Below are 16,988 nucleotides of genomic sequence, written 5' to 3' on the forward strand. Positions count from 1 at the left end.
CGTTCGAACGGATGAACTGGGGGCGGTCACGAGCTCATCCCTTCCCCATCCGGTATCCGATACCGCGCACGGTGGTCACGAACCGTGCAGATTCAGCCGACTCGTCCAGTTTTCGTCGGAGGTTGGCGATGTGCACATCGACGAGATGGTCGTCTCCGATCCAGCTGTCGCCCCAGACGGCTTCCATCAGCTGTCTGCGACTGAAGGCCTGGCCCGGACGGTGCGCCAGGGTCATCAGGAGTCCCCTCTCGGTGGGGGTCAACGGGATCACCCGGCCAGCGAGTCGTACTTCCTGCGCAGCCGTGTCGATCTCCAGCTCGCCGAACGTACGCACCATGCCTGAAGCATTCCCTGACTCGACGCGAGGCCGCCGCAGCACGGCCTGGACCCGAGCGACGAGCTCACGCACGCTGAACGGCTTGGTGAGGTAGTCATCCGCCCCCACCGACAGCCCCACCAGGCGGTCCACCTCCTCGGATCGCGCCGTCGTGATCAGCACGTAGCAGTCCGAGAAGGCGCGGATCCTGCGCACCACCTCCAGACCGTCGAGACCCGGCAACCCGAGATCGAGGATGACCACGTCCGGCGCCATGGTGCGGGCCATCTCCACCGCCTCCGGACCGCTCCGCGCGCTCGCAGTCGCGTAGCCGGCCTTCGCCAGGTACGCCTGGACCACGTCCGACAACGCCGCTTCGTCCTCGACGACGAGAACCATAGCCGCTGCTCGATCCGCTTCACTCCTCATGGGCTCCAGTCTGGTCTCCGTTCCTGGACACCGCGCGTCTACGGAGGTGCAGGCGGACTTTCTGGACCAGATCTTGAGGAACTCTCGACGGGAACTTCGCCCGCCCCGGGGAACCTGGTGGGGCCGTGTCGCCTAAGTACTCGACCAAGGGAGCCCCTCGATGATGCCGACCGATGCGATGTCGTGGCTGATGTGGGCGATGGTCGCCGGTCTCCTCGTTCTCCTCTGGGCCTCGGCACTGCTGCTGGCACGCACCGTGTTGCCCGGGCGCCCCCGACGCGCTCGGGACGAGAACGAGGCAATCGGGGAACTCTCGCTGCGCCTGGCTCGAGGAGAGATCACGGCCGACGAGTTCGAGCAACGGCGACAACTGGTCTTGGACGCGTTTCGGCCATGACACCACCCCTCGCTCCAGAAGGACTGCACCTGTGAAGAGTATTTCCCGCCGTACCGTGTTCACCGGAGGTCTCGGCGCGGCCGCGCTGACGCTCGCGGCATGTGGTAACCGCACCGCTCCGACTGAGGCGGGGACTTTCGCGCCGCCTCCTGCCCTGACGCCGAAGGCCGGTCGGAACGTCGTCGCCCAGACCCTCACCGCGGCTCCGACGACGGTGGATCTCGGGGGGAAGACGGTCTCGACCTGGGCATACGGCGAGGCCCTCCCCGGGCCGCTGATCCGCGCCACGGCCGGGGATCTGCTGCGCATCACGCTCGAGAACCAACTGCCCGAGACCTCCACAATCCACTGGCACGGCATCCGACTGCGCAACGCTGCCGACGGCGTACCCGGAATGACCCAGGACCCAGTCGAACCGGACACCTCGTTCACCTACGAGTTCGTCGCCCCCGACCCCGGCACCTACTTCCTCCACTCCCACGTCGGCTTGCAGCTGGACCGCGGGCTCTACGCCCCACTGATCATCGACGACCCCGACGAACCCGGGAACTACGACGCGGAATGGATCGTGACCCTCGATGACTGGATCGATGGCACCGGGCAGACCCCGGACGAGGTGCTGGCCGCGCTGACCGGCTCCGGGCCTTCGGATGGCGGCGGCATGGACCACGGCGACATGCCCATGGGCGGCGACGGACCCGGCGGCATGGACCACGGCGGCATGCCGATGGGGGACGAGCCGTGGGGAGACGCGGGTGACGTGGCCTACCCCCACTTCCTCCTCAACGGCCGGGTTCCCGAAGCACCGGAGATCTTCGAGGCGAAGCCCGGCCAGCGCGTGCGCCTCCGCCTGATCAACGCCTCCGCCGACACCATCTTCGCCCTCGCGCTCGGCGACCACGACCTCTCTGTCACCCACTCGGACGGATTCCCCGTCGAACCGGTCACCGCCAAGGCGCTCTACCTCGGCATGGGTGAACGGTACGACGTGGTGGTCACCGTGAAGGACGGCATGTTCCCTCTGGTGGCACGACCCGTCGGGAAGACCAGCGGCGGCCAGGGACTCGCGGTACTGAAAACCGGCTCCGGCTCCATTCCCGCTCCGGACGCCCAGGTCAGAGAGCTCGACGGGGAGGTCCTCATCGGGTCCACCCTGGAACCGGCCGAGACCGCCCGGCTCGAGGACCGCGCCGCCGACGCCGAGCTGGAGCTCGCGTTCCAAGGATCGATGCAGCCCTACCGCTGGGCCATCAATGGAGCGCCCTATGGGCAAAACTCTCCCCTGAGCATCCGCGAAGGACAGCGGGTGCGGATCGTCGCGACCAACCAGACGATGATGACCCATCCCCTGCACATCCACGGCCACACCTTCGCCCTGCCCTCCGGTCTCCGCAAGGACACCGTGCTGCTGGCGCCCATGGATTCGGTCGAACTCGACTTCGATGCGGACAACCCGGGCCGCTGGGCGGCGCACTGCCACAACGCGTACCACCAGGAAGCCGGCATGATGACAGAGATCGATTACGCATCCTGACGCCGTGCGTTCCGGCCCCCGACGCCGAAGAAGGCCGACATTGGTGTCGCTCTCCTGGGCCTCGCTCAAGGGCGAGCGGGCCAGCAGATCGGAGTCAGCGGCTTGGACTCTGGCGCCGAGGTGATACCTCGCGTGCCACACCTCCACACCTCGATCACGCCGGTGCTCACAGCGGACTCCAGCCCCTCGACGCATACCCTCCAGGGGTATATGGTCAGGCGTATGAACGCTGGCAACCACACACACCGTCACGCCCACGGAGAACCCGGCATGCAGCACCCCCACCCCTCCTCCGCATCTCCTGGCACCCACACCGGCATTGCTGAGCACGACGCATCCGACGCGAATAGCGACGATGGATCTCACGGCGACCATGAGGACCACTCAGTCCACGAGGGTCACGAGGGTCACGAGGGTCACGAGGGTCACTCAGGACATAGTGGCCACTCCGGTCATGGAGACCACGTCGGGCAGTTCCGGCGGTTGTTCTGGATCAACCTGATCATCGCGGTTCCGGTCGTCGGGTTCTCGCCGATGTTCGCGATGCTGCTCGGGTACAGCGTTCCCGAATTCCCCGGCGCCCTATGGATCGCACCGATCCTCGGCACCGTCATGTACGTCTGGGGCGGACGCCCGTTCCTCACCGGTGCTGTCTCGGAGATCCGTTCCCGACAGCCCGGGATGATGCTCCTGATCGGGCTCGCGATCACGGTCGCGTTCATCGCGTCCTGGGGCGCGACCCTCGGGGTCCTCGACCATCAGCTGGAATTCTGGTGGGAGCTCGCCCTGCTGATCGTGATCATGCTGCTGGGCCACTGGGTTGAGATGCGCTCCCTCGCTCAGACGACGTCCGCGCTGGACTCGCTAGCCGCTCTGCTGCCGGACATGGCAGAGCGCATCGAGGGGGAAGAGCTCGTGAGCGTCTCGCCCACCGAGCTGCGACACGGGGACCTGGTCCTGGTGCGCCCGGGGGCGAGCATCCCGGCCGACGGCACGATCCGCGAAGGCCGCGCCGACGTGGACGAATCCATGGTCACCGGCGAGTCCCGCGCAGTGACGCGCTCCACCGGAGACTCCGTCGTGGCAGGCACCGTCGCCACGGACTCCAGCCTCCGCATCGAGGTCACCGCCACAGGCGATGAGACTGCCCTCGCCGGAATCCAGCGCCTGGTGACCGAGGCGCAGAACTCCTCCTCCCGGGCACAGCGCATCGCAGATACTGCTGCGGCGTGGCTTTTCTGGTTCGCTCTCGGTGCTGCTGTGATCACCGCGATCACCTGGTCTCTGCTCGGCATGCCCGATACCGCCGTGGTGCGCACGGTGACGGTGCTCGTGATCGCCTGCCCCCACGCACTGGGGCTCGCGATCCCGCTGGTCGTCTCCATCGCCACCGAGCGCGCCGCTCGTGGAGGAGTCCTGGTCAAGGATCGCCTTGCCCTGGAGGCCATGCGCACGGTAGACGCCGTCCTGTTCGACAAGACAGGCACCCTGACCAAGGGTGAGCCCGTCCTTGCCGAGGTCGTCCCCCGCAATGCGGACGCCACGGAGGTGCTGGCCTTGGCGGCTGCGGCCGAGGCGGAGAGCGAGCACCCGCTCGCCCGCGCCATCGTCGCCAAAGCACAGACCGAGGGAGCCCAGATCCCTGCGAGCTCCGACGTCAGCTCTACCCCGGCACTCGGCGTGAGTGCCCAGGTCGATGGGCACGAGATCCGGGTCGGCGGGCCCCGCCTGCTTGAGGAGACCGGAGTGGCCGAAATCGAGGAGGCTGCGACCTGGCGCCAGGAGGGCGCGATTATCCTCCACGTCCTCCGCGATGGCGAGGTGATCGGCGGCCTCAAGCTCCACGACGAGGTGCGCCCCGAATCTCGCGAGGCCGTCGATGCCCTGCACAGCTTGGGGGTCGAGGTCGTCATGATCACCGGTGACGCCGAGGCTGTGGCAATCAGCGTCGGCACGGAGCTCGGTATCGACCGTGTCTTCGCCGGGGTACGTCCCGAGGACAAGTCCGCGAAGGTCGCCCAGCTCCAGAAGGAGGGCAAGAAGGTCGCGATGGTCGGCGACGGCGTCAACGACGCCCCTGCCCTCGCTCAGGCAGATGTCGGCATCGCCATCGGTGCCGGCACCGACGTCGCAATCGCCTCGGCCGGGGTCGTGCTGGCCAGCTCCGATCCGCGCTCTGTGCTCTCGGTCATCGAGCTCTCCCGCGCCGCCTACCGGAAGATGAAGCAGAACCTCTGGTGGGCAGCCGGCTACAACCTGATCTCCGTGCCGCTCGCGGCCGGCGTCCTCGCCCTGATCGGGTTCGTGCTGCCGATGTCCGTCGGAGCGATCCTCATGTCTCTGTCCACCGTCGTCGTCGCGCTGAACGCCCAGCTCCTGCGACGCCTCGACCTGCGCCCGGAGGCTACGGTCGCCGCCGTACGAGCTCGCCCACGGCCCTCTCTCACCGAACGGAAACACCGATGACCACTGTCCTTGAAACCGCCGATGACCAGGTCTGCCACAGCGGGCCCCACGGATACATCCAAGACAAGCCCCGCTATTTCAACCGCCTCAAGCGCATCGAAGGCCAAGCCCGCGGGATCTCTCGGATGGTCGACGAGGAGGTCTACTGCATCGACATCCTCACCCAGATCTCTGCACTGAACAGCGCGCTCGAGAACGTAGCGTTGGGCCTACTCGACGATCACCTCCGCCACTGCGTTCTCGACGCCGGCCGCGAAGGCGGAGATGAGGCCGAGATTAAGCTCAAGGAGGCTTCCGACGCGGTACGGCGCCTCGTCAAGGCGTGAAGCGATCCGGAGGCCCATGCAAAATCGAGCTGCAGTGCGTCTACAGACCGATCTTGCCGGCTGTGGAGTCGTCGAGTGCGCTGGCGGGGCGCACATACCGAGCCAAGGAATCCAATCGGCGGTGCCTCGTGGTGCGGGAGATCGTCATCGGATCGACGCCCGCCTCTGCGGCGGATGTCGCGTGTCCGGCGCGCAGCGAGTGTCCCGAGACCCAGGTCTGGTCGACTCCTGCGACGTGGGCGTAGTCCTTCTCGTTGATGTTGGCTGCTGCGGCGCGGGCCTGGATGATGCGGGCGATCGAGCGGTCCGACAGTGCGGTGTCGGCGATGCGGGAGTGATTCGAGATGCGGGAGAAGACAGGGCTTCCGTCCCCGAGCGTTCTGCTGCTGGCTGCGAGCCACGCCTCGAGTGCGAGGACGGGGCAGGTCTCGGGGTGGATGCCGAGTGGGATGCCGATGAGGTCTCCTCTCCCGGTCTGGTCGGTCTTCGAGCGGCGGATCCGCAGCAGCAGTCCGGCGTCCTGGCGAGAGATGTCCTTTGTGGTGAGGGCTGCGATCTCGCTTCTGCGCTGGGCTGCGGCAAGCCCGCCGCCGACCCGGAGGATGTGGAAGCGCCGAAGCGCGGACGGTGGACGCGGGAGCAACGGGTGATCGAGCGGGCCGCATGCGTCGACATCGTGCTCGCGCAAGCGACGACGGGGATGAGCACCTCCGAACTGTGCATGAGGCCCACGGAGGACTGCCACGTGGACGCCTCCGGCACCTTCATCGTCGAACTGCCCCCGGATGCCACAAAGACGCGTACGGGCCGTCCAGTACCTGTCCTTGCTCCCGCGGTCAGTAAGCGTCTCGCGACCCGGCTGGATTCTGGGAGTCCGTGGCTCTTCCCTTCGCCGACCGACCAAGCGAAGGTCTGGGACCCCCGCAACCGTGATCGGAAGCTCGCGGCGCTCTACCGGGAGCTCGCCGAGCAGCTCCACATCGAGATGTTCGAGTACGAGCGGGGGCACTCGTGGCGAACCACGAACAACACGCTGCTGTACGACGTGCTTACCGAGGCGACCCGTACCCGGCTCTTCGGCCACACGGCGGCGGTCAACCGGCAGCGGTACACGGCCGTGACGAGCACCGAGGCTGTGGTCTCTGCGGCGGCCGGTATCTTCGAGAAGTGACCGCTAAGGTGACCGCAAGGGGCGGGATTTCGCGGTCACCTCCAGGATTCTCCGTGAAGTCTCCGAGCACACAGAACCGTCAACTGCCTGCGCGTTCTCCGCACTACCAGGGCATCAACCCTTGATTTGCGCAGAGTCAAGGGGTCGCAGGTTCAAATTTTGTCAGCCCGACCGCGAAGATTGCAGGTCACAGGCACTTTTCAGATTCTGGGAGGTGCCTGTGGTCGTTTCCGGGGGTGCCCGTGTCGCAACGCCGTAGCAACACGCTCGCGGATCGTCATGCTGGCCGCTCCCCCAGTGCTGTGCTGAGCGTGGCGATGGCGGCTCGGGCGGTGCCGTCGGTGGCAGGGGCGTACACGTCGCCGGTGATGGCGATCGACGAGTGGCCCGGCAGGGCGGACCCGGCCTTGATCTTGACGCCGCCCTCGAGCATGAGCGTCACGGCGGTGTGGCGGAGGGAGTACGGGCCGACACGGTCGAGGCCGACGGCGTCCGATGCGTTCTGCACGACGCGGCGCGGAGGCGGTCTCGGTTCTGAGCGGCGCGCTGGCGGCGGAGCGCGTCGACGGCGTCGGGGTCGAGTGGGATCGTGCAGACGAAGTTCGCGGCCTTCGAGGTCGCGATGCCGTCGACGTCACCCGAAGGTCAGGAGATACGCCCTAGTGCTGGGCCTCGCCGAGGCGCGCTTCGGGCGTGAGCTCGGCGCGGAGACCGCCGCCGGTCGCAGCCCGGGCAAGAGCGCGCCCCAGCGCAGGTGCCTGCTTGAACAAATTGTGACCGGCCACAAAAAAGACAGAGCCTGCCTCCCACACGGCCACGCCGTCCTCACTCCACGGGAGGTCAGTCACCCAGCAGTGAAGGAAGTCGCGAGGCTCTGGGCGGAGACCGGGCAGCGCCCGTGTCACGTAGTCGCGTGCGCGTTCGTCCAGCGATCGAATCGCCGCCGGGTCGATGAAAGTTCCGTCGTCGCGGACGCCGACGGTGTCGCTGAGTCCGACCGAATAGCTGCTGTTGCCCGGTAGCGGCGTCGCGTAGACACCGACTTCGCCGAAGACGCCGCTGCTGTCCTGCAGGCACGCGACTCGTGCCGGGGCGGCGGCTTTCACGTCGAAGGTAAGCCGGACATGTGCGGCAAGGCGAACCGGCAGCGACAGGCCGACGCTGCGGGCCAGGCGGGCGGTTTCGCGGCCGGCGCACACGACCACCTTGGAGTAGACAGCTCGGTCGGTGACACTGCGCACCTCGACCGTCCCGTCGGCGCGGGGATCGATCGAGATGACCTCACCGGTGGTGACCGCATCTGCGAGGGCACCCGTGAGTGCCGTGATCGCGGCGCGGGTGCGGATCGCGCCGCCCGACTCGTCGAGCACCGCTGGCCCCGAGTACCCCGCGAGCAACGGCATCCGCTGGGCGACCTCGGCCGCGTCGATCTCATGCGCTTCCACGCCGCCGACCTGGTCGAGCACCCGCAGCCGCGCCAGGGCGCTGTCTCCGATCGCCAGGACACCGTCTGATGAGACCAGCTCGACGTCGAAGTGTTCGGCCCACTCATCCCACACGCCGCGGCTTTCGCGCGCGAAAGCGACGAGTCGCGGGTCGTCATGGGCATGCCGGAAGATCCGTGACTCGCCTGCGGACTGACCCGTCCCGGGCAGACCAGCCTCGTACAAGCGCACCGGCACGCCCTGCTCCCGCAGCGCGTACGCCGTCGACAGACCGACGATCCCGCCCCCGATCACTGCTACCTCGGGTGAACGCGTCGTGGCAGCGCCGTCGTCAGTTCTTGTCATCGCGGTTCCTCGATCTGTTGGTGATTAGCGATAGGCCGCAAGAGAAAGGGCCGCTGCCACGACGCCGGCGGACGGTGTGAGCCCGAAGTCACTGCGCGCAACGACCCCTGCTTTCTGGGAGGGTACTCCCGGTCCGTGGTGTCAGGCGGGGAGTTTGGAGCCCAGCACGTCGAGCTTCACGATCGCCGGTGCTCCCGGTCCCCGCCCCCGCGCGACCGGCGAGCTCTCCCCGGCGCGGCGCCGACTCCTTCACCGCTTCGTGCTGCCGCGGACTGACCATCTAGGCGACCTCAGCGGCCCAAGCCCTGCCCTGTGCAGGTCAGGTGCTGCTCAGGTCCCGTACAGGGACAGGGCAGGTGGCAGGCGGGGACTCGCAGCAGCAGCGGCCCGGGACAGGACCAGATCACGACAGGATCCAGCCCGGTGGGGCTCCCGACAGCGCGGGAAGGGGCTCGCACCGGACCGGCTCGAGGGGTGCCCTGCCGGTACACGTCCGATCGGAGACTCCCCCGCCCTCTCCCGCCGTCGCATCCTGGATCAGGCCCGAGGACGCGCGCCGTCGGTGCTCCGTGCGGCGCCCCGCCCCGGGCGGCATCCCCACCGATCTCCAGGAGTCCCCCTTGAAGGCAGCCGTCATGTACGGGGCCGGCGACGTGCGCGTCGAGACCGTCCCCGATCCCTCGATCCTCCGCCCCACCGACGCCATCGTGCGCACGGTCCGCACCTGCATCTGCGGCTCGGACCTGCACCCCTACCGCGGCATGGCCGCGCAGGAGCACGGTCAGTCGATGGGTCACGAGTCCCTCGCCGTGGTGGAGGAGGTCGGCGCCTCCGTCACCTCGGTGACGCCCGGCCAGCTCGTCGTCGTCCCCTTCGCGTTCTCGGACAACACCTGCCCCGCGTGCCGCGACGGGTTCCACACCGCCTGCCCGCACGGCGGCTTCTACGCGACCCCGGAGACCAACGGGCTGCAGGCCGAGTTCGCCCGGATCCCGCAGGCCGACGGCACGCTGGTCGCCGTCCCGGAGGTCGACCCGGCCACCGCCGACGAGTCCCTCCTCGCCTCCCTGCTCACCCTCTCCGACGTCTACCTCACCGGCTACCACGCAGCGCACATGGCGCAGGTCCGCCCCGGGCAGAGCGTGACCGTGGTGGGCGACGGCGCCGTGGGCCTCTCGGCGGTGCTCGCCGCGCGGCAGCTCGGCGCCGAGCAGATCATCCTCATGGGCCGCCACGTCACCCGCACCGACCTCGGCCGCGAGTTCGGGGCCACGGACGTCGTCGCCGAGCGCGGTGACGAGGGCGTGGCGCAGGTCCTCGAGCTCACCGGCGGCCTCGGCTCCCACGCGGTGCTCGAGGCGGTCGGTCATCTGCCCGCGTACGAGCAGTCCTACCGGGTCGCACGCACCGGCGGGGTCATCTCCCGCGTCGGCGTGCCGCAGTACGAGGACGCCGGCGTCGGCTTCGGTTCCCTCTTCGGCCGGAACCTGCGCCTCGCCGGCGGTCCCGCCCCGGTGCGCGCCTACCTCGAGGACGCGATCGCCCAGGTGCTCCGCGGCGACATCGCTCCGGGGAAGGTCTTCGACCGCACCGTGAGGCTGGACGAGGTCCCGGCCGGCTACATCGCGATGGACGAACGGACCGCCCTGAAGGTCATGGTCGACCCGTCCGCCATCTGATCGGAGCGTCCGTCGAGCGGGCCACTCGGGGATCGGGCGGCCCGCTCGGGGTCACGGCAGGATCGACGCCGCCACGGGAGCGCTGTCACTGCAGGATCGGCGGCTGCGGCTCGGCCCAGTCGATGGCGTCGGCCCGCAGTGCGTCCCGCACCCGGGCGATGTCCGGATTCGCCTCCGCTCCGGCGCGCTCGACGAGGAAGAGCGTGTTCAGCGGGCCATCGCAGGGGCACTCGAGCTGCACCAGTCGCCCGGTCGCGAGATGCTCGAGGCACAGCGAGCGCGGCACCACCGCGTACCCCGCACCGCGGGCGATGGCACCGACCACGGCATGCAGGCTCGGCACCGTGAGCGCCGGGCCGATCGGCGGCTGCGCGCCGAACACCGTGCGCCAGTAGCGGCGCACCATCGGCATCTCCTCCGCATCGGCCACGAGCGGCACAGACCGCAGCGCGCTCGCGAGGGACTCGGTCCCCTGCAACCTCTCCGCCCAGGAGGGGGCGGCGACCAGCAGGTACTCCTCGTCGGTCAGCGGGTAGGAGACCAGGCCCGCGCCCCGCGGCCGACGGGTCGTGATCGCCAGGTCGTGCGTCCCCTCGCGCAGCTCGGCGAGGAGCTGCTCGGTGCCGCCCTGGGCGATCCGCACCTGCACGCCCTCCCCCACGAGCGGTGCGATCCCCGGCAGCAGCCGGGTGCACAGGAGCTCCGAGGGTGCGGCGAGGTGCACCGGCGCGGGGCGACCGCCTGCTCCGCACGCCTGCTGGTCGAGGCCCGAGAGGGCGTCCAGCGGCTCGGCCACGCGCGCCGCGAGGCCATGGGCGGCACGGGTCGGTTCCACTCCCCGCGGCCGACGCTCGAACAGCTCGTGGCCCATCTGCGTCTCGAGGGAGCGGATCTGTGCGGTCACCGTCGGCTGGGAGAGCCCCAGCTGCGGCGCGGCCGCGGTGAACGAGCCGCTGCGATAGACCGCGAGGAAGGTGCGCAGCAGGTTGAGGTCCCCTGCGGGCAGTTTTCGCGCACCGGGATCGGAATCCCCGGCGGTCGGGCGGGGAGGTCGACGGGTGCTCGGTGTGGCGGACATGCCGGCGATCCTACCGGTGACGCACCGCCGAGCCATCACGTGATCGATACCCGCCATCGGTCCCGCTATTGGTCAGCCGATGCCGCGCGGGTCTAGCGTGTCCTCGACACACCGGCGTGGGGGCTCCGCCGGGGGTCCCCGTGCGCGACCGTTCCGGAAGGACCCCCATGACCCGCACCCTGTTCACCCCGATCCGCCTGCGAGACCTCGAGATCCGCAACCGGCTGTGGGTGCCGCCGATGTGCCAGTACTCCGCGCTCGGCCTCGACGGGCGAGCCACCTCCTGGCACCTGATGCACTACGGCGCCCTGGCCCGGGGCGGCGCCGGTGCGATCATCGTCGAGGCCACCGGCGTGGTCCCCGAGGGACGCATCTCCCCCACCGACCTGGGGCTCTGGGACGACGCACAGCGCGATGCCCTCGTGCCGATCGTCGAGCTCGCGCACGCGCAGGGTGCCGCGATCGGCATCCAGCTCGCCCACGCCGGCCGCAAGGCCTCCACCCACCCCGAGTGGGGCACCGACGGCAGCGGCAGCCTCCGCGCCGACGAGGGCGGCTGGCAGACCGTCGGACCCTCCGCGATTCCCTTCCCCGGCCTCGGCGCGCCCGTCGCGCTCGACGCCGACGGGATCGACCAGGTCGTGGAGGCCTTCGCCGCCGCGGCGCGCCGCGCCGTCGAGGCCGGCATGGACCTCGTCGAGATCCACGCCGCCCACGGCTACCTGCTGCACGAGTTCCTCTCGCCGCTGAGCAACCAGCGCACCGATGAGTACGGCGGCTCCCTCGAGAACCGAGCGCGGCTGCTGCTGCGGGTGGTCGACGCGGCCCGCGCCGTGATCCCCGCGGGGATGCCGCTGCTGGTCCGGCTCTCGGCCACCGAGTGGGTCGACGGCGGCTTCGACCTCGAGGAGACCGGACAGATGGGCCGCTGGTTGGGCGAGCACGGCGTCGACCTGCTGGACATCTCCACCGGGGGGAACATCACCCCCGCCCCGATCCCGGTCGGCCCCGGCTACCAGACGCCCGCCGCGACCTCGGTGCGCGCCGCCTCCGGGCTGCCCGTCGGCGCCGTGGGCATGATCGACGAGCCCTTCCAGGCCGAGCAGATCCTCGCCACCGGCCTCGCCGATGTGGTCCTCGTGGGCCGAGCGCTGCTGCGGGATGCGAACCTGCCGCTGCACGCCGCACGCGCCCTGCGCGTCGATGACCCGTACATCCCCGCGCAGTACCGCCGCGCCCACCGCTGAGCCGGTCCGCGCCCTGTCCCTCACAGGGATGTCAGCGGCCACAGACCTGCCATATGCAGGCCTGGTGCCGCTGACGTCCCCGTTCATGGACAGCACCGACGGTGAGGGCGGGCGAGGTGGGGCGAGGTGGACGGGGGCGGGCGAAGGGAAGAGCAGGCGGGCGGAGGGAGCCGGGTGACGATGGCGAGACGTGACCTGCGCGGCATCCCGGCGATCCGGGCACGGGCGCTCCCCCGCCGCTCTGCCCCGCGCTCCTAGACTCCCGCCATGAGCATCGCCCTCTCCGACACCTCGACCACCGCCGCGCACCGCTACGTGATGACCTTCGTGTGCGAGGACCGTCCCGGCATCGTCCATGCGATCACCGGTGCGATCGTCGCCGTGGACGGGAACATCGCCGAGAGCCGACAGTTCGAGAGCGGCGACTCCCACCGCTTCTACATGCGCGTCGAGATCGTCACCGCCGCCTCCCTCGAGGAGGTGCGCACCGCGCTCGCCGAGGTGATCGACCGCTTCGGCCTGGAGGCGACGATCGACCGCGTCGGCCGACCGCTGCGGACCCTGATCCTCACCTCCACGGCCACGCACTGCGTCAACGACCTGCTCTACCAGGCCTCCACCGGGAACCTGGCGATCGAGGTGCCGCTGGTGCTCGGCAATCACGAGACCCCCGCCCGCTTCGCCGAGTTCCACGGGGTGCCCTTCGAGCACCGCCCCGTCACCTCGGCCGAGGAGAAGGCCGCCTTCGAGGACCGGGTGCGGGAGGCGATCGTCGAGCACGACGTGGAGCTGGTGGTCCTCGCCCGCTACATGCAGATCCTCTCCCCCGAGCTGTGCGCGGACCTCGCGGGGCGGTGCATCAACATCCACCACTCGTTCCTGCCGGGATTCAAGGGCGCGAACCCGTACCGCCAGGCGTATGCCCGCGGGGTGAAGCAGATCGGGGCGACCGCGCACTTCGTGACCACCGACCTCGATGAGGGCCCGATCATCGAGCAGGAGGTCATCCGCGTGGACCACACCCGCTCGCCGCGCGAGCTGATGGCGCTCGGCCAGGACACCGAGGTGCGCACCCTCCGCCAGGCGGTGGGCCTGTTCGCCCAGTCGCGGGTGCTCCTGGACGGCAGCCGGACGATCGTCTTCCGCTGAAGAGACCGGCGAGCCGCATCGACCTCTGACGGCGTCGGCCGGGGGGCGACCGACGGCGCCAGCCGCGCCCCGCGGCGAGCCTCAGCCCTTGACGCCGCCGGCGGCGGCGAAGCCCTGGCCCAGGTTCCGTCCGAGGAACAGGTACAGCGCCACCACGGGCACCGAGTAGAAGATCGAGAAGGCCGCGAGCTGGCCGTACGCCACCTGCCCGTACTGGGAGGAGAAGGTGTACAGCGTCACCGCGGCCGGCAGGTTCTCGGGGCTCAGCAGCAACATGAAGGGCACGAAGAAGTTCCCCCACATGCTCACGAAGGTGAAGATCGTGGCGACGGCGAGGCCCGAGCGCATCAGCGGCAGCACGATCGAGAAGAGGGTGCGGTACACACCGGCGCCCTCGGTCCAGGCGGATTCCTCGATCTCCAGCGGCACGCCGTCCATGAACCCCTTGGTGAGGAAGATGGCGTACGGCAGCGAGCTCGCGCCGAGGAACAGGATCGCCCCGCCCATCGAGTCGATGAGATTGACCTGCACGAACATCGAGTAGACCGGGATCATGATGGCCGTGATCGGCAGACCGGTGGAGAAGATGATCGTCAGCAGCAGCGGCCGCTTGGCGCGGAACCGGTAGCGGCTGAGCGGGTAGGCGCAGAGCACGGCGCTGAGCATCGTCACGATCGTCGCCCCGCCGCACAGCACCAGGGAGTTCCACAGGGGTCGGAAGGTGGTCTCGGTATTCCAGATCGCGGCGTAGTTCTCGAGGCTGAAGCGCTCCGGCCAGGACACCGACAGCGAGGCCTCGGTGTCGAAGGAGGCCAGCACCACCCACAGCAACGGGATCAGGAAGGCGACGCCGATCAGCACCATCGCGAGGCTGCTGGCCAGGGAGGCGCCGGCGGCGCGGCTGGGGCGACCGGGACGGGTGCGCGGGGCCGACGACGGGGACGTGCCGGACTCGGCCGGCGGTCGAACCTGGGTGGTGGTCATCGCTTGTCCTCCTCCGGCAGCAGGCGCAGATAGATGAGCGAGGCCGCCGCCCCGATCAGCAGGAGCAGCAGGGCCACGGCCGTGCCGTAGCCGAGCTGCCCGTAGGAGAACGCCTGCTCGTACATGTACAGCGGCAGGGTCTGGCTCTGCCGGGCGGGGCCGCCGCCGGTCATGATGAAGATCAGGCCGAAGACCGAGAGGGTCTGCAGCGTGGTCAGCATCAGGTTGGTCGCGATCGCGGGCCGCAGCAGCGGCAGCGTGACCGAGACGAAGCGCCGGACAGGGCCGGCGCCGTCGAGCGCCGCGGACTCGTAGACGTCCCCCGGGACCGAGCTCAGCGCCGCCGAGTACACCAGCATCGAGAACGCGGCGCCGCGCCAGATGTTGGCGAAGGAGACCGCGATGATCGGCGCGCTGAACAGGAGGTCCTGGGCGGGCAGACCGATCGTGGCGAGCAGGGCGTTGAGGCTCCCCGCGTCGGCGAAGAAGGTGTACAGCAGGTACCCGGCGACCACCTCGGGAAGGATCCACGCGGCGATCACGATCGAGGTGACCGCGAAGGTGATCACGCGGTTCGCCCGCTCGATGAGCAGAGCGAGGATCATGCCCAGCACGTTCTGCCCGATCACCGCGGAGATGATCGTGAACAGCAGGGTCAGCACGACGGAGTTCCAGAAGTCGCCGTCGGTGAGGGCGTCGGTGAAGTTGGCGACGCCGACGAAGCTCGTGTCCGAGGCGCCCTCGCCGCGGATGGCGCTGTCGGTGAAGGCGAGGTAGAGGGAGTAGAGGATCGGCCCCAGCAGGAACAGGAGCATCAGCAGTGCGGCGGGGAGCATCGGCACGGCACGCGCGGCGGTCAGTCGATCACCGAGACGCGTCCGACGGGTGGGCCGTTCCGCGGCCCGGGCGTCCGGACGGCTCCCGGTGGTGGTGGCGGTGGTGCTCATCAGCTCTCCTCCTGCACGTTCTCGGCGCCGACGATGTCCCGCACGGTGGCGTCGTAGGCGGCCTGCGCCGCCTCCGGGGTCGCGCCGGTGAGGACCGCCTCCATCGCCTCCTGGATCGCGGAGGACACCTCCGGGTAGGCCGGGAGGGCGGGACGGTAGTAGGACGTCTCGAGCAGCGCGGTGAAGTACTCGACGGCAGGCGAGTAGGAGAGGTACTCCTCGACCGCGGCGACGTCCTCGCGCACGGTGATGTGGTTGTCCGCGATCGCGTAGTCGACCAGGGTCTCGGTCGAGACCAGGGTGGTCAGGAAGGAGAACGCGAGCTCCCGATCGGTGACGTGCTCGGGGATCGACAGCCCCCAGCCGCCCGCGAGGGTGACCGTGCCGGTGCCGCCGCCGTCCTGGGTGGGCATGTCGGCCAGGCCCACCTCGTCGGGCCAGGTCGGCCAGGGGCGTCCTGCCGTCTCCGTCCAGTTCTGCGAGATCCAGGAGCCGTCCATCAGCATCCCGAGCTTCCCGTCGGGCAGCAGCGAGGTGTAGATCTGCTCGGAGATGTTGGGGTCCAGCAGCTGGCCGAGCGGGAGGGTCAGCTCCTCGTCGATCAGCGTGCGCAGGAAGCCGAGGGCGTCGCGGAAGCCCGCGGAGCCCAGCACCCACTTCGCGGAGTCCGCGTCATACAGGCCGGTGCCGTCCCCGGTGCCGTAGAGCAGCATCTCGAAGCCCTGCATCGATGCCTTCTCTCCCTGCGGGGTGCCGGCGAAGAGGAAGAACGGGGTCGCCTCGGAATCGGACTCCTTGATGGCCCGGGCGGCGTCGAGGATCTCGTCCCAACTGGTGGGCTGCCAGTCCGCGGGCAGTCCGGCCTGCTCGAGCACGCCGCGATGGAACCAGATCGCCCGGGTGTCGGTGGTGATCGGCACGCCATACACCTCGCCGTCCTCGCCCGTGACGGCCTCCTTGGAGGCGTCGGCGATGTCGCCCCAGTGCTCCCAACCCTCGACGAGATCGGTGATGGGCTGGAGATAGCCCGCCCCGACGTCGCTGAGCAGGATGAAGGAGTCCTCGTAGACGAGGTCGGGGCTGGTCCGCGGAGAGCTCATGAGCAGCTCGTTCTTGGTGAAGTAGTCGTTCTCCGCGGCGACGATCGGCACCAGGTCGACGACCAGCTCCGGGTTCTGCGCGGAGAACTGCTGGGCGGCCCGGGTGATCCACTCCTGCTTGATCGTGTTCGAGCCGAACTGCTGGAACGCGATGCGGATGGTGCCGGGGTCGCGGCTACCGCCGCTGCAGCCCGCGAGCGCGCTGAGCGGGAGCAGGGCGGCCGCTCCCGCGGTGAAGCGCAGGAAGGTGCGGCGATCCGCGCCGGGCCGGATGGTCGGTGCTGGGGGCACGAAGTCCTCCTCGTCGAGTCTCTCGGCCCTCGACGGTAACGGATCGGTCACGTGTCCGACGAACCGGGTGTCCGGCCCGGCGTG

The 16,988-nt window shown here is 69.5% G+C and carries 16 protein-coding genes; 8 read left to right on the plus strand and 8 right to left on the minus strand.

What is annotated here, in order from left to right; all coding sequences use genetic code 11:
• Positions 1–34: 34 nt before the first annotated feature.
• Positions 35–715, minus strand: a complete 681-nt coding sequence (locus V1258_RS03510) for a response regulator transcription factor (RefSeq protein ID WP_329746509.1) — start codon at positions 713–715, stop codon at positions 35–37.
• Between the two features lie 190 nt (positions 716–905).
• On the opposite strand from V1258_RS03510, the gene V1258_RS03515 reads away from it, so the two are divergent.
• The 4 genes from V1258_RS03515 to V1258_RS03530 all read left to right on the plus strand — a co-directional run bounded on the left by V1258_RS03515 (position 906) and on the right by V1258_RS03530 (position 5,468).
• A complete protein-coding gene (locus V1258_RS03515; RefSeq protein WP_329748375.1) occupies positions 906–1,142 on the plus strand; it encodes an SHOCT domain-containing protein in 237 nt (78 codons plus the stop codon).
• Positions 1,143–1,173: 31 nt separating this feature from the next.
• Complete coding sequence (locus V1258_RS03520) at positions 1,174–2,676, plus strand: multicopper oxidase family protein (RefSeq protein ID WP_329748376.1); 1,503 nt, start codon at positions 1,174–1,176, stop codon at positions 2,674–2,676.
• A gap of 270 nt (positions 2,677–2,946) precedes the next feature.
• Positions 2,947–5,142 (plus strand): heavy metal translocating P-type ATPase, encoded by a 2,196-nt coding sequence (locus V1258_RS03525; RefSeq protein ID WP_329748377.1) that lies wholly within the window; start codon positions 2,947–2,949, stop codon positions 5,140–5,142.
• The gene (locus V1258_RS03530) at positions 5,139–5,468 is read left to right on the plus strand and encodes a metal-sensitive transcriptional regulator (protein ID WP_329748378.1); all 330 of its coding nucleotides are present in this window, start codon (positions 5,139–5,141) and stop codon (positions 5,466–5,468) included. Before V1258_RS03525 ends, V1258_RS03530 begins: the two co-directional genes overlap by 4 nt.
• 40 nt (positions 5,469–5,508) lie before the next feature.
• Here the strand turns inward: V1258_RS03530 and V1258_RS03535 are convergent, their stop codons facing one another.
• Positions 5,509–6,156 carry a tyrosine-type recombinase/integrase gene (locus V1258_RS03535; protein ID WP_329748379.1) on the minus strand — a complete coding sequence of 216 codons (648 nt, stop codon included), beginning with the start codon at positions 6,154–6,156 and terminating at the stop codon, positions 5,509–5,511.
• 12 nt (positions 6,157–6,168) lie between these two features.
• Between V1258_RS03535 and V1258_RS03540 the strand changes: the two genes are divergently transcribed.
• Complete coding sequence (locus V1258_RS03540; protein ID WP_329748380.1) at positions 6,169–6,639, plus strand: hypothetical protein; 471 nt, start codon at positions 6,169–6,171, stop codon at positions 6,637–6,639.
• Positions 6,640–6,916: 277 nt separating this feature from the next.
• On the opposite strand, the gene V1258_RS03545 is transcribed toward V1258_RS03540, so the two are convergent.
• Together V1258_RS03545 and V1258_RS03550 are read right to left on the minus strand one after the other, a co-directional pair.
• Entirely contained in the window at positions 6,917–7,147 is a 231-nt protein-coding gene (locus V1258_RS03545) for a tyrosine-type recombinase/integrase (RefSeq protein ID WP_329748381.1), read from the minus strand.
• A gap of 151 nt (positions 7,148–7,298) precedes the next feature.
• Positions 7,299–8,429: an NAD(P)/FAD-dependent oxidoreductase gene (locus tag V1258_RS03550; RefSeq protein WP_329748382.1), complete on the minus strand. Its 1,131-nt coding sequence runs from the start codon at positions 8,427–8,429 to the stop codon at positions 7,299–7,301.
• Between the two features lie 620 nt (positions 8,430–9,049).
• On the opposite strand from V1258_RS03550, the gene V1258_RS03555 reads away from it, so the two are divergent.
• The gene (locus V1258_RS03555; RefSeq protein WP_329748383.1) at positions 9,050–10,108 is read left to right on the plus strand and encodes an alcohol dehydrogenase catalytic domain-containing protein; all 1,059 of its coding nucleotides are present in this window, start codon (positions 9,050–9,052) and stop codon (positions 10,106–10,108) included.
• Between the two features lie 85 nt (positions 10,109–10,193).
• Here V1258_RS03555 and V1258_RS03560 read toward each other — a convergent pair whose 3' ends face one another.
• On the minus strand, positions 10,194–11,186 hold the full coding sequence (locus V1258_RS03560; RefSeq protein WP_329748384.1) for a LysR family transcriptional regulator: 993 nt from the start codon (positions 11,184–11,186) through the stop codon (positions 10,194–10,196).
• 167 nt (positions 11,187–11,353) lie between these two features.
• Between V1258_RS03560 and V1258_RS03565 the strand changes: the two genes are divergently transcribed.
• Positions 11,354–12,433: an NADH:flavin oxidoreductase/NADH oxidase gene (locus V1258_RS03565; RefSeq protein WP_329748385.1), complete on the plus strand. Its 1,080-nt coding sequence runs from the start codon at positions 11,354–11,356 to the stop codon at positions 12,431–12,433.
• A 267-nt stretch (positions 12,434–12,700) separates the two neighbouring features.
• Positions 12,701–13,582 carry a formyltetrahydrofolate deformylase gene (locus tag V1258_RS03570; protein ID WP_329748386.1) on the plus strand — a complete coding sequence of 294 codons (882 nt, stop codon included), beginning with the start codon at positions 12,701–12,703 and terminating at the stop codon, positions 13,580–13,582.
• 81 nt (positions 13,583–13,663) lie between these two features.
• Here the strand turns inward: V1258_RS03570 and V1258_RS03575 are convergent, their stop codons facing one another.
• From V1258_RS03575 to V1258_RS03585, 3 genes are read right to left on the minus strand one after another with little or no spacing between them, the layout of a single operon-like run.
• Entirely contained in the window at positions 13,664–14,566 is a 903-nt protein-coding gene (locus V1258_RS03575) for a carbohydrate ABC transporter permease (RefSeq protein ID WP_329748387.1), read from the minus strand.
• A complete protein-coding gene (locus V1258_RS03580) occupies positions 14,563–15,513 on the minus strand; it encodes a carbohydrate ABC transporter permease (RefSeq protein ID WP_329748388.1) in 951 nt (316 codons plus the stop codon). Before V1258_RS03580 ends, V1258_RS03575 begins: the two co-directional genes overlap by 4 nt.
• A complete protein-coding gene (locus V1258_RS03585; protein WP_329748389.1) occupies positions 15,513–16,904 on the minus strand; it encodes an extracellular solute-binding protein in 1,392 nt (463 codons plus the stop codon). Before V1258_RS03585 ends, V1258_RS03580 begins: the two co-directional genes overlap by 1 nt.
• Positions 16,905–16,988: the final 84 nt, after the last annotated feature.

The organism is Brachybacterium sp. J153 (genome assembly GCF_036311905.1).
In the GTDB taxonomy this organism is placed as follows: Bacteria; Actinomycetota; Actinomycetes; order Actinomycetales; family Dermabacteraceae; genus Brachybacterium.

Excerpts from the sequence above, each read along its gene's own strand:
- V1258_RS03540 (WP_329748380.1), top strand. The coding sequence starts at position 6,169 with ATGAGCACCTCCGAACTGTGCATGAGGCCCACGGAGGACTGCCACGTG.
- V1258_RS03525 (WP_329748377.1), top strand. The coding sequence starts at position 2,947 with ATGCAGCACCCCCACCCCTCCTCCGCATCTCCTGGCACCCACACCGGC.
- V1258_RS03565 (WP_329748385.1), top strand. The coding sequence starts at position 11,354 with ATGACCCGCACCCTGTTCACCCCGATCCGCCTGCGAGACCTCGAGATC.
- V1258_RS03575 (WP_329748387.1), bottom strand. The coding sequence starts at position 14,566 with ATGACCACCACCCAGGTTCGACCGCCGGCCGAGTCCGGCACGTCCCCG.
- V1258_RS03515 (WP_329748375.1), top strand. The coding sequence starts at position 906 with ATGATGCCGACCGATGCGATGTCGTGGCTGATGTGGGCGATGGTCGCC.
- V1258_RS03570 (WP_329748386.1), top strand. The coding sequence starts at position 12,701 with ATGAGCATCGCCCTCTCCGACACCTCGACCACCGCCGCGCACCGCTAC.
- V1258_RS03560 (WP_329748384.1), bottom strand. The coding sequence starts at position 11,186 with ATGTCCGCCACACCGAGCACCCGTCGACCTCCCCGCCCGACCGCCGGG.
- V1258_RS03580 (WP_329748388.1), bottom strand. The coding sequence starts at position 15,513 with ATGAGCACCACCGCCACCACCACCGGGAGCCGTCCGGACGCCCGGGCC.
- V1258_RS03550 (WP_329748382.1), bottom strand. The coding sequence starts at position 8,429 with ATGACAAGAACTGACGACGGCGCTGCCACGACGCGTTCACCCGAGGTA.
- V1258_RS03510 (WP_329746509.1), bottom strand. The coding sequence starts at position 715 with ATGGTTCTCGTCGTCGAGGACGAAGCGGCGTTGTCGGACGTGGTCCAG.
- V1258_RS03530 (WP_329748378.1), top strand. The coding sequence starts at position 5,139 with ATGACCACTGTCCTTGAAACCGCCGATGACCAGGTCTGCCACAGCGGG.